Raw genomic sequence first — 11745 nt, forward strand, 5'->3', positions numbered from 1 at the left:
ACACGGGCCTCAATGCAACCACTGTGAGGGTAAATCAGCGTCCCGCTATTGTCATGCCTTCAATGGCGAGCGTGGGCGCAACCACGCCATACTTGCGGTCAATGTCATCTGCGGGGGTTATCCGCATGAACATGTCCTTGAGGTTCGAGGCGATTGTGACCTCGGAAACCGGGAACGCCTTTTCACCATTCTCGATCCAGAACCCGCTTGCGCCGCAGCTATACTCGCCCGTCAGCAGGTTGGCGCCATGGCCGATGAGTTCGGTGACGTAAAAGCCGGCACCAACATGCGCGATCAGGTCTTTCGGCGAAATATCGCCTGGCTCCAACATCAGGTTGGTCGAGGCTGGAGACACGAGATTGCCGCCGCGAACGCCACGGCCATTGGTTTCAAGTCCCAATTCGCGCGCCGTGGAGGTCGACAGAAACCAGTTTTTCAACACGCCATCTTCAATCATGACCAGCTTTTCACCGCGCACGCCCTCTCCATCGAAGGGACGCGACGATGGTCCGCGCACGATCTGCGGATCGTCGGTCAGAACGAGGCCCTTCTTCAGCACCTGCTGTCCCATCTTGTCCCGCAGGAAGCTGGTTTTACGGGCCACGGATGCGCCGTTGATGGCACCGGCAATGCTGCCGACGAAACCGCGTGAAATGCGCGGATCAAACACCACGGTTACGTTGCTGCCAGTATCGACCTGACGGGGATTGGTGCGTGCCACAGCCTTTTCGCCAGCACGACGGCCAATATCCTGGGGGGCATCGAGATCGGCGAAGTAAAGACGGCTGTCATACTCGTAATCGCGCTCCATCTTCGTGCCTTCACCGGCAATGACGCTGACGGAACGGCCAAAGCGGCTGCCCATATAGCTGCCGAAAAAACCATGCGAGGTGACAAGAACCAGACCGCCCATGCCGCTGGAGGCGCCAGCACCAGAGGAATTGCTGACACCGGCAACACCAAGCGCTGCTTCTTCAGCAGCAAGGGCTGCATCCCGAAGCTCGTCGGTGGAAACCACTGTGGCGTCGAACAGTTGAAGATCGTCATAGGAGCCAGCCAGACGCGACTTGTCTGCGAGGCAGGCGAAGGGGTCTTCGGGTGACACTTTTGCCATGGCAACGGCGCGTTCGGCCAGGGTCTTCAAATCAAGGCCGGGATTGGCCGAGACACTGGCCACGCGCCTGCCGACGAAAACTCGCAGGGAAAAATCATCGCTTTCCGACGATTCAGTGCTTTCCACCTTGCCCAGACGCACGCCCACGGATTGCGACCGGGATCGGATGATGACGGCGTCCGCCTCATCTGCGCCGGCACGCCGGGCGAGTTCGACCAGTTCGCTTGCACGGTCTAGAAGCTTGGAAGAATCGATTTCTGAGGACATGAGGTGGGCCTTTCGTTGACCTTCATTTATTGCGCCACACCTGCCGCATCAAGGCCAAAGCAGAACTTCACCTGCTTTTGAGTGGCTTGGTCACGATTCAACGCCGTGGCCGCGATGATAAAGCTCCACCTGCATCTCGATCTGCCGTTTCAGCTCATCCTTGGTCACTTCGGATTCGGCCAGGATCTCTTGGGCCTTTCTGAAATCCAGCACACGGAAACGGTTGACCGGTGGCCGCAGGAAAATATGCGGCGGGTGCAAGCGCAGTTTCAGCGAAATGGCAGATTGCATCATCAACTGGCTCGCACCGAACAGGCTTTCAAAGCGGCTCGGCATCGTCGTGCCATCACCTTCCGGCCCGCCGACGACATCCACACCGATGACGATATCGGCTTTGTCCAGCAGATGATCATAGGGAACAGGGTTGAAGATGCCACCATCGATCATGATCCGGTCATTCATGCGAATGGGCATGAACAGCGCGGGAATGGCGGATGATGCCGCCAGCGCCTGATGCAAGCTGCCGGTTTCCACAATGACTTCGCATTGCGCATAATAGTCAGTCGCAGTGACCTTCAGCGGAATTTGGAGGCCTTCGAATGTCTTGGGCAGCGCTGATGGCAGGAGGGCATCGAGAATAAGCTCGAGATTGAACTGGCCGAAGCGAAACCCGAACGCGCTGTGGCGCATGGCAGCGGGCCCAAGGCTCCATAGCTTGTTGGCCACGCTTCCCTTTTTGCCCATAAGCTCAAGCGTATAATCACGGATATCACGGCCACGCATTCCAGCCGCCATGCCAGCACCAATGATGGAGCCGATGGAAGACCCTGCAATGGCTGTGGGGCGAATGCCGAGTTCATCCAGTGCTTCAACGATATTGATGTGGCAGATGCCGCGTGCACCGCCGCCACCCAATGCCAGCGCAAATGTTGGATCGCGTGTTTCTCTGGCTGCTTCTTCGCGCTTGCGCTTTTTACCAGAGAGTTTCTTTTTCTTCGCAGCCACGGGTGCAGGCTCTCCTTCACGTCAATTCGCTTCCCGCTCTATGACACAAAGACGACAGGAGAGTGACGCGCACGGCAACGGTGCGCGTCATCCTGATCAATTCCGTGGTTGTGGCTCGTAACGATAGAAATGCATCTTCGAGTCGCCGAAGACGCGGCTTTCGAGAAGCTTGAAGGCGGGATCGACAGTCACCAGCACATCGGCGCGCTCTTCGAGAATGGCGAGCGCCCCCGGCACCAGCCAGCCGCCCACATGGGCAGCCTCAAGTGCCTTTTCGCCCTGGCCAAGGCCATAAGGTGGATCTGCAAAGATCACATCGAAGGGCTCGATATTGTTAACACTGCCGAGCTTGGTGGCATCGCGGCGCAGAATACGCGCACGACCATGCAGGCCCAGCGCATCGATATTTTCCCACAGAAGGCCCCTGCCCTCGATGCCGTTTTCCACAAACAGCGCAACCCGACAGCCGCGCGACAGGGCTTCAAGCCCCACCGCGCCGGTGCCTGCAAACACATCGAGAATCCGCGTGCCATCCAGGCTTTCCGGATAGGCGTGGCTCAATATGTTGAAGAGGCTTTCACGTGTACGGTCGATTGTGGGTCTGATTGTATTGGATTTCGGAGCGGCAAGAGACCTGCCGCGAAACTCACCGCCTACGATCCGCATTACGCGTCATTCCCCTGCCACCAGAAGGTTTTCCACCGGGGCCTCGGCCACCGGAACCATTACCCGGACCCTTGTTGTCTGGGCCCCTACTATCTGGGCCTTTGCCACCGGGACCCTTGCCCGAATAGCCACCCTCGGAACGCTCGCCGCGCGGCTTGCCGAATGAGGGCTTGCCAGCAAAACCACCCGGCTTGCCGCCAGAAGGCCTGCCTTCGCGAGGCTTGTCGCCAAAGGGTTTTGCACCGCGCGGCTTGTCACCGAATGGACGCTCGCCGCGTGGGCGGTCTGCACCGTCGCGAGGCTTGCGGTCGCTGAAGGGTCGTTCGCTGCGCTCGCCGCTACGGGCCGGGCGATCACCAAATGATGGACGCGCTGGCCGGTCACCACGGTCTGGACGATCCCCGAAGGACCGTTCGCCGCGTGGACGCTCACCGCGTTCGCCAGCATCACGAGGCTTGCGGTCGCCATAGGGGCGATCACTGCGCTCGCCGCTACGCGCCGGGCGATCTCCAAAGGATGGGCGGGCGGGACGGTCACCACGGTCCGGCCGATCCCCGAAGGACCGTTCGACACGGGGGCGGTCGCTGCGTTCGCCAGCATCACGGGGCTTGCGGTCGCCAAATGGCTTGCCGCCGCGATCACCACGGTCGCCTTTACCGCGTCCACGGCTTTCATCCTGCGCAGGCTTGTCAGCGCGGATCCAGTCACCCTCGGAATCCCTGTGCTTCACAATACCCCGGCGGGACTCTTCCTCAGCCGACGGTCTCTTGAAAGCGGTATCAGCCTCCTCACGGTAGGATTTACGCTCCTTGCCGTCACGGGTTGGCTTGGCGCCGGGTGCCATCCACACATTGGCTGTGCGGTTGCTGCCCATGGGTGGGCGCTTGGGGCGGTCTTCCTGTCCCTCTTCACGACCCTTGCCGAATGGCTTGGCGCCGCGTTTGGCATCAGGGCGACCCTGAGCGCGCTCGCGGGGTGCGGCTTCGCGCTTATCGTCGAAACGTGGTGTACGCGGGTTCTGCTCGGCAGGACCGCGCTTCGACCACTCGGACTTTACAGGACGCTGAGGTGCTGCTTCCTCATCCTCGGAAACAGCATCATAGATCGGCGCATCGAAATTCGCACCGGCTGCCTCGATTAGGCGTGGGCCCAACTGATCGCGCAGCATGCGGCCACGCACTTCAACGACCTGGCCTTCCGGCAGGTCGCCGAGCTGGAATGGACCGTAGGAGATGCGGATAAGGCGGTTAACCTCAAGACCAAGCGCGCCAAGCACGTTCTTGATTTCCCGGTTCTTGCCTTCGCGAAGACCCATGGTGATCCAGACGTTGCGGCCCTGGGTACGATCCAGCGTTGCTTCGATGGAGCCGTAGAGCACACCATCAACGGCGATGCCCTCTTTCAGCTTGTCCAGCGCCGCCTGATCAACCTCGCCATGGGCGCGCACGCGGTAGCGGCGCAGCCAGCCGGTTGTCGGCAGTTCAAGAACGCGCGACAGACCGCCATCATTGGTCAGCAGCAACAGCCCTTCGGTGTTGATATCAAGACGACCGATGGACAGAACCCGGGGCAGTTCCTTTGGCAGATTGTCAAAAACGGTCGGACGTCCCTCAGGATCGGAATTCGTCGTCACCAGACCTGAAGGTTTGTGGTACAGCCAGAGCCGCGTACGCTCGGCACCACGGATCGGCTCGCCATCGACCTCGATCTTGTCATCGAGAGTGGCGTTGATGGCGGGGCTTTCCAGCTTGACGCCGTTCAGCGAAACGCGACCTTCCATGATCATGCGTTCCACATCGCGGCGCGATGCCACGCCTGCACGCGCCATGATCTTGGAAATACGCTCGGGTTTTGCCGCCGCAGTTTCGGCCACGGCAGGCTCCGTTCTTGCCACAAACGGCTTCTTCTCGCGTGCAGCATCGGGGCCACCGGAAGATTTTGGCTTCCTGTCCCGGTCGAATGTCTTGCCACCACCGCGCGTCGGCTTGTCTTTGAATGTCATTTGTTGTTTGCCTGTTGTTTGCCGTGTCCTATCAGGTCACGCGGCATCGGTTAAGAGGAAATTGCACGGACAATGGCGGAAACGACGCATTTCATGGACCAAGCGCTTGATGAAGCGCAAGAAGCGGCCCTGCGAAACGAGGTGCCTATCGGTGCAGTGCTTGTGCTGGATGGCCGCGTGGTGGCCCGTTCTGGCAACCGAACACGGGAACTGAACGATGTTACGGCCCATGCCGAGATTGCAGTGATCCGCATGGCGTGCGAAGAATTGGGCCAGGAACGGCTTGTTGGGGCCGATCTCTATGTCACGCTGGAGCCCTGCACCATGTGCACTGCGGCCATTTCCTTTGCCCGCATCCGCCGGCTTTACTACGGCGCGAATGACGCCAAGGGCGGAGCTGTCGAGAGCGGCGTGCGGTTTTTCAACCAGCCCACCTGCCACCATGCGCCGGAGGTCTATTCGGGGATGGCGGAAGTGGAGAGTGCGGAGATTTTGCGGGGGTTCTTTCAGGGCAAGCGCGGCGAGTGAAGACTTGCGACGATCAAATAAGACTTAGGATCAGGGCGCGTTCTGAGTATCTGGAACGTTGAATGTAGGGGTTCGTTAGATCCTCGGGTCAAGCCCGAGGATGACGGAGGCGAAGGCCGGGGCTCTTCGAACCCGTTGGGTCAGCAAGCTACAAACGCCGCCCAATACCCCTTACTGGAACGGGTTCCACCAGCTCTTGCCGGTGCCAGCCATGGCAGCGTTTTTCTTGCGCTCTTTTTCTTTCTTGGATTCCGGCGTGCCTAGGTCTGCGAGTTGTTCCTGCGGAACGCTGCGATATTCGAGCGGCGGGTCGGTCAGGAACTTGCGCTGATTGCTGTTGACGATCGTACCGCCCTGCGCATCAGCCTTGGCCTTGCGGAAGGCTTCCCACTTCTGGGTCTCAGTCATCTGGCCGTTGGTGCCATTACCAGCCAGCAATGGCGAACGGTATCTTGGATTGTCGCGGTTGTCGTCTGCTTCCTGACGCAGGCGCTCACGCGCCTCTTCCGGTGTTTCCGGCCATTGCGGGTTAGTCTCACGGTTGGCGAGGTTCTGCTGTGGCTGCGCCAACTGTCCGGCGCGGGCCTGGGCTGGCACGACGAGACCGGGACGCGGATTGTATTTCAGGTTGCGCTTGTCCTGGTCTCCGGTGATGGAGGTGGCATTGCCAAGGTCATCGACCAACTGCTCGGCGGATGACTTTCCCGTACCATAGGTCGGGCTGGTGCAGGCGCTCAATGCGAGGCTGACAGATACCGCGCCAAGAATGGTGCCGTAGATGCGAAATCTCTGCGTCATGCTCATCGAAACCCTTCCGCCCCCAGCGCGCCGTTCGCCCTTACGGGCGCTCACAAAGCGCTCTTATATTAATTACAGGCATTGCGCATTCCAAAAATCGTTTCCGATTTTCGGCCTGATGCTGTCGCCGTCCACAGACCGGCAGCCCGCAGTGCTGCAAAAATCCGGCCAATTTCAGGCAGGTTTACCGGATGAACGCCCAAAGTGCAATTCACCCGGTACTTTTCTTAAGCAATAACCCCTAGCTCACGAAGGGCTGCGGCGTCACGGGCCGAGACATCCGGGAAGGCTGGATCGGAGCCGACATCGGTGGTGATGCGCCAAGAACGCGCACATTTCTGACCTTCGGCAAGTTTCTGCTCGACAGACACGTTCTGGACTTCGCCCAGACGGAACGCATCTGAGGGACCTTCGCCCGCCACAACCGAGATGGCCGATGTGATGCAGATTTCCGCGAAATCCTGGCCTTCAAGGGCAGCCAGCAATTCAGCATCCGCAACATGCACCACGGGAGCCGCTTCCAGCGAGGAACCGATGCGCTTTTCACGGCGCTCGACTTCCAGTGCACCGGTTACCACCGTGCGCACCTTGCGGATCTTATCCCACTTGGCTTCCAGCGTCTCGTTTTTCCATTCCGCCGGAACGTCGGGGAACTGGACGAGGTGCACGGATTCCGCATCTGGGTAGCGTGACAGCCATGCTTCTTCAGTTGTGAAGGGCAGCATGGGGGCAAGCCAAGTGACAAGGCAATCGAACAACTTTGATATGACCGAGAGCGATGCACGACGCTTGAGCGACGATGGAGCGTCGCAATAAAGCGTGTCCTTGCGGATATCGAAATAGAACGCCGAAAGCTCGACATTGGCAAAATCGATGAGCGCACGGGTGATCTTCTTGAAATCGAACGCGTCGTAACCGTCGCGCACGACCTGATCCAGCTCGGACAGGCGGTGCAGCACCAGCTTTTCCAGCTCCGGCAGGTCGGCATAGGCAATCTCTTCGCCCGTGTCATGCGCCAGCGTGCCCAGCATCCAGCGGATGGTGTTGCGCAGCTTGCGATAGGCATCGATATTGGTCTGGATGATGGCCTTGCCCAGACGCTGGTCATCCCAATAATCCGTGGTCATGACCCAGAGACGCAGAATATCCGCACCCGACTCCTTCATGACATCCTGCGGTGCCACGACATTGCCGAGAGATTTGGACTGCTTGCGGCCCTGCTCATCCATGGTGAAACCATGGGTGACAACGGCCTTGTATGGCGCACGTCCCCGCGTCGCGCAGCTTTCCAGCAGCGACGAGTGGAACCAGCCGCGATGCTGGTCGGAGCCTTCCAGATAGACATCGGCAGGCCATTTCAGATCAGGCCGATCTTCCAGCGTGAAAGTGTGCGTGCAGCCGCTATCGAACCAGACGTCGAGAATGTCGCGGACCTGTACCCAAGGTTCGCCTGCGCGCTCGCCCAGGAAACGCTCGCGCGCACCTTCGGTAAACCATGCATCCGCGCCTTCAACCTCGAAAGCCTCAAGGATGCGGGCATTGACAGCATCATCAACAAGCACTTCACCATGCTCATCGGCAAACACGACAATTGGAACGCCCCAAGCGCGCTGGCGCGAGAGAACCCAGTCCGGGCGGTTCTCGATCATGGCGCGCAGGCGGTTCTGGCCACCGGCTGGCACGAAGCGGGTATCGTCAATGGCAGACAGCGAACGGGAGCGCAGCGTGGTGCCATCCCCCAGTTCCTTGTCCATATAGACAAACCATTGCGGCGTGTTGCGGAAGATGACCGGCTTCTTGGAACGCCAGCTATGCGGATAGCTGTGCTTCAGACGGCCACGGGCAAACAGGTTGTTGACGCCGATCAGCGCCTTGATGACGCGCTCATTGGCATCACCCTTCTTGCCATTGTCGTCCATGACACGGGCAGCGCCACCTTCAGCCGATGGGCCGAAACCGGGCGCGTCTTCAGTGTAGAAGCCGTCATCGCCAACCGGGAACGGGATCTTCGACGAGATGCCACGCGCTTCGATCTCACGCGCCTTGGAGGTCCATGCGTCAAAGTCTTCACGACCGTGGCTTGGTGCTGTGTGCACGAAGCCGGTACCGGCATCATCGGTGACGTGATCGCCATCGAGAAGCGGGACAGGGAAATCGTAGCCAAGGTGAGCCAGCGGGTGGGCGCAGGTGATCGCCGAAAGAACGCCAGCAGGCACTCCACCCAACCTCTTAAATTGCAACTTGGCTTTGGCGAACGCTTCAGAAGCAAGTTTATCTGCGAAGATCAGCTTTTCGCCTGCCTGCGGACCGAAATCGTTTTCCGCACTTTCGACCTCATACAAACCGTATGGAAAACGCGAAGAAAAAGATATCGCACGGTTACCGGGGATGGTCCAAGGAGTTGTCGTCCAAATTACGACGGAAGCACTTTCGAGTGCCGTCAACATTTCACCGGCTGCGGCAAATGCGTCATCCATCGAGCCATAACTGTCCTTAGGGCTTTGAGCGACCCTAGCTTCCACCACCGGGAACTTCACCCAGATCATGTCGCTCTCGACGTCGGCATACTCGACCTCGGCCTCAGCCAGAGCTGTGCGCTCGACGACCGACCACATGACCGGCTTCGATCCGCGATAAAGCTGGCCGCTCTTGGCGATCTTGAGCAGCTCGCCAGCGATACGCGCTTCCGCGTGGAAGTTCATGGTCGTGTAGGGGTTTTCGAAATCGCCTTCGATGCCCAGACGCTTGAACTCAGCCGATTGCTTCTCGATCCAGCCAGCGGCGAACTCACGGCATTCCTGACGGAATTCGTTGATCGGAACCTCGTCCTTGTTCTTGCCCCTGGCGCGGTAGGCTTCCTCGATCTTCCATTCGATGGGAAGGCCGTGGCAATCCCATCCGGGAACGTAATTGCTGTCAAAGCCGCGCATCTGGAACGAGCGGGTGATGACGTCTTTGAGGATCTTGTTCAGCGCGTGGCCAATGTGGATGTTGCCGTTGGCATAGGGGGGGCCATCATGCAGCACGAATTTTTCGCGCCCAGCGGCAGAAGCGCGCAGCTTCTTGTAGAGGCCCATCTGCTGCCAGCGGGCAACGGTTTCAGGCTCTTTTTGCGGCAGGCCGGCGCGCATCGGGAAATCCGTCTGCGGCAGGTAAAGTGTTTTGGAATAGTCTAATGTCTGTGCGGTGTCGTTCATGATCATACCGTTATGCGGCGGCCCCAGAATGAGAGGGAATGGCGGGGTCGCGCCGTCTTGAGTGCAAAAAGGGCAAAGGCGGAAGGCGCTTTTGGCAAGCGCCGAAATCCCGGACCTTTCGGCTGCTTATTGCGCACGAAAGGCCGGGCCAATAATTCGGGATATGAACGTCAACCGAAATTGGTGCATAGGCGTCTGCTTATGTGTTTTTTCAGCGTTTGAAAAGGGAATAGATGCCGCACAAAGCCCTATCGCGCTCAAAAAGCGATCAGAGCATCCAGTTCGCCCAGAGGTTTCACGCCGGACAGAAGCGCCCTCGCCTCTTCCTCGTCGCGTTTGATCTGCGCCACCAGCGCCTCCAGCCCGTCAAATTTCAGCTCATCCCGCAGGTTTCCGAAGAAGGACACGGAGCAGACTTCGCCATAGAGATCGCCTGAGAAATCAAACAGGAAGGTTTCCAGAAGGGCTGCGCCATCTTCTGTCACGGTTGGGCGGTAGCCAAAGCTCGCGACGCCATCATGCAGCGTGCCATCGGGCCTTCGGAATCGCACGGCATAGATACCGGGCTTCAGTTCGGTTTCCGGCGGCAGCGCCATGTTGGCGGTGGGATAACCCAGCGTGCGACCCAGCTTCTGCCCGCCAATGACTTCCGCCTCGACAGTGTAACGATAACCCAGAAGGCCAGCCGCCGCGACAACATCGCCCTCGCCCAGCAATTCCCGGATACGGCTAGAGGAAACGACTTCGGCACCCTCATCGCGAAACGCATCCACCAGCGTCACATCGAAACCGTAGCGGTGACCGGCCTCCATCAGGAATGCAGGTCCACCCTCGCGGCCCTTGCCGAAATGGAAATCGAAGCCGGTGACGACAGCGCTTGCGCCCAGCCAATCAACCAGAACGGACTTTACAAAATCTTCGGCCGAGCGCTGGGAGAACTCCCGGTCAAAGGGATATTCGATCACGGAGTGAAACCCCTCCTTTGCCAGCAGCCGGGCCTTGACCGGGCCGGGCGTAAGGCGAAAAACCGGTTTATCCGGGCGGAAGACCGTTCGCGGGTGGGGCTCGAATGTTAGCGCCAGCACGGGAATGCCGCGCGCGCGCGCCAGTTCCAGCGCACGATCCAGCACGGCGCGGTGGCCGCGATGCACACCGTCAAAATTTCCAATAGCAACGACGCCGCCCTTCAGATTATCCGGAAGCGGTTCTTTCTGCTCATTGCGATGAAATACGGTCATAGGCGCATCTGCTTTCAGGCCAGGCGTGGCATCCACCAGCCGGGAGCGGCGTTCTGGCTTTCCAGATAGGCATTCATCAGCGCCTCGTCCGTTTCGCCATTCAACATATATTCCGCAGCGTGAATTCCGCCGCTAATATAGAGAAGCTGGAGCCCGGCGGAAATCGCGCCCTTCACGTCTGTCGGCATGCCATCGCCAATGGCCAGCACACGCGACTTGGAAAACTCGCCGCGCACCTCTTTTGCTGCCGCAAGACAGGCTTCATAGATTGGAGAGTGGGGCTTGCCCGCAATGCGCACTTCGCCGCCAAGCTGTTGGTAATAGGCCGCCATGGCGCCCGCACAGGGAACGATGCGCTCGCCACGCTCCACCACCAGATCGGGGTTGGCGCAGATCATCGGCACGGAACGGGCAATGAAGCCCTTCAACATATCGGTGTAGTCTTCCGGCGTTTCGGTTTCGTCATCGAAAAAGCCGGTGCAGACAACGGCTGTTGCCTCTGCTTCCGGCACGACCTCGACGTCGAGACCGTCCATCAGCGGCATGTCGCGCTCCGGCCCCAGAAGGAAGACCTTGTTCGGGCCTTCAGCAATCAGTTTGCGGGTAACATCGCCAGAGGTGACGATGCGGTCATAAACACTGTCGGAAATGCCGAATGCCCGCAATTGGGCGATGACGCCAGGTCCCGGGCGGGGCGAATTGGTGATGAGCACCACGGTCTTGCCCGCCTTTCGCGCCGCTTCCAATGCAATCGCCGCATCGGCAAAAACGGTGACGCCATTGTGCAATACACCCCACACATCAGACAGAATAACGTCAAAGTCCGGGGTAATGTCGCCGAGCGTGGCAATGCGATGGGCCATGTAAAAGATTCCAAGCGTTCCGTGAATTCACGCTGTGACATTGCAAAGCGGGATGGCGAAGGCAAGC

At 59.3% G+C, this 11745-nt stretch carries 9 protein-coding genes; 1 reads left to right on the forward strand and 8 read right to left on the reverse strand.

The window, feature by feature from the left end; genetic code table 11:
• Positions 1-34: 34 nt before the first annotated feature.
• The 4 genes from IFT53_RS02285 to IFT53_RS02300 all read right to left on the reverse strand — a co-directional run bounded on the left by IFT53_RS02285 (position 35) and on the right by IFT53_RS02300 (position 5054).
• Entirely contained in the window at positions 35-1381 is a 1347-nt protein-coding gene (locus tag IFT53_RS02285; RefSeq protein WP_192063487.1) for a TldD/PmbA family protein, read from the reverse strand.
• Between the two features lie 90 nt (positions 1382-1471).
• The gene (locus IFT53_RS02290) at positions 1472-2302 is read right to left on the reverse strand and encodes a patatin-like phospholipase family protein (protein ID WP_197980137.1); all 831 of its coding nucleotides are present in this window, start codon (positions 2300-2302) and stop codon (positions 1472-1474) included.
• A 180-nt stretch (positions 2303-2482) separates the two neighbouring features.
• Positions 2483-3052 (reverse strand): 16S rRNA (guanine(966)-N(2))-methyltransferase RsmD, encoded by a 570-nt coding sequence (rsmD, locus tag IFT53_RS02295; protein WP_192063486.1) that lies wholly within the window; start codon positions 3050-3052, stop codon positions 2483-2485.
• Positions 3033-5054, reverse strand: a complete 2022-nt coding sequence (locus IFT53_RS02300; protein ID WP_192063485.1) for a pseudouridine synthase — start codon at positions 5052-5054, stop codon at positions 3033-3035. The genes rsmD and IFT53_RS02300 overlap by 20 nt, the downstream gene beginning before the upstream one ends.
• Positions 5055-5126: 72 nt before the next feature.
• On the opposite strand from IFT53_RS02300, the gene IFT53_RS02305 reads away from it, so the two are divergent.
• Positions 5127-5582, forward strand: a complete 456-nt coding sequence (locus IFT53_RS02305) for a nucleoside deaminase (protein ID WP_192063484.1) — start codon at positions 5127-5129, stop codon at positions 5580-5582.
• Positions 5583-5753: 171 nt separating this feature from the next.
• Here IFT53_RS02305 and IFT53_RS02310 read toward each other — a convergent pair whose 3' ends face one another.
• From IFT53_RS02310 to IFT53_RS02325, 4 genes are all read right to left on the reverse strand, one after another.
• Positions 5754-6380 carry a hypothetical protein gene (locus IFT53_RS02310; protein ID WP_244656220.1) on the reverse strand — a complete coding sequence of 209 codons (627 nt, stop codon included), beginning with the start codon at positions 6378-6380 and terminating at the stop codon, positions 5754-5756.
• A 227-nt stretch (positions 6381-6607) separates the two neighbouring features.
• On the reverse strand, positions 6608-9577 hold the full coding sequence (gene ileS, locus IFT53_RS02315; RefSeq protein WP_192063482.1) for an isoleucine--tRNA ligase: 2970 nt from the start codon (positions 9575-9577) through the stop codon (positions 6608-6610).
• 257 nt (positions 9578-9834) lie between these two features.
• The gene (locus tag IFT53_RS02320) at positions 9835-10815 is read right to left on the reverse strand and encodes a bifunctional riboflavin kinase/FAD synthetase (RefSeq protein WP_192063481.1); all 981 of its coding nucleotides are present in this window, start codon (positions 10813-10815) and stop codon (positions 9835-9837) included.
• A 14-nt stretch (positions 10816-10829) separates the two neighbouring features.
• Entirely contained in the window at positions 10830-11678 is an 849-nt protein-coding gene (locus tag IFT53_RS02325) for a TIGR01459 family HAD-type hydrolase (protein ID WP_192063480.1), read from the reverse strand.
• Positions 11679-11745 lie beyond the last annotated feature (67 nt).

The organism is Rhizobium sp. CFBP 13644, assembly GCF_014842165.1.
GTDB classification, from domain to species: domain Bacteria; phylum Pseudomonadota; class Alphaproteobacteria; order Rhizobiales; family Rhizobiaceae; genus Agrobacterium; species Agrobacterium tumefaciens_C.

What these genes read in the sequence shown, in the direction of transcription:
- IFT53_RS02285 (WP_192063487.1), bottom strand. Translation starts at nt 1,381, where the DNA reads ATGTCCTCAGAAATCGATTCTTCCAAGCTTCTAGACCGTGCAAGCGAA.
- IFT53_RS02320 (WP_192063481.1), bottom strand. Translation starts at nt 10,815, where the DNA reads ATGACCGTATTTCATCGCAATGAGCAGAAAGAACCGCTTCCGGATAAT.
- IFT53_RS02305 (WP_192063484.1), top strand. Translation starts at nt 5,127, where the DNA reads ATGGCGGAAACGACGCATTTCATGGACCAAGCGCTTGATGAAGCGCAA.
- IFT53_RS02310 (WP_244656220.1), bottom strand. Translation starts at nt 6,380, where the DNA reads ATGACGCAGAGATTTCGCATCTACGGCACCATTCTTGGCGCGGTATCT.
- ileS (WP_192063482.1), bottom strand. Translation starts at nt 9,577, where the DNA reads ATGAACGACACCGCACAGACATTAGACTATTCCAAAACACTTTACCTG.
- rsmD (WP_192063486.1), bottom strand. Translation starts at nt 3,052, where the DNA reads ATGCGGATCGTAGGCGGTGAGTTTCGCGGCAGGTCTCTTGCCGCTCCG.
- IFT53_RS02325 (WP_192063480.1), bottom strand. Translation starts at nt 11,678, where the DNA reads ATGGCCCATCGCATTGCCACGCTCGGCGACATTACCCCGGACTTTGAC.
- IFT53_RS02300 (WP_192063485.1), bottom strand. Translation starts at nt 5,054, where the DNA reads ATGACATTCAAAGACAAGCCGACGCGCGGTGGTGGCAAGACATTCGAC.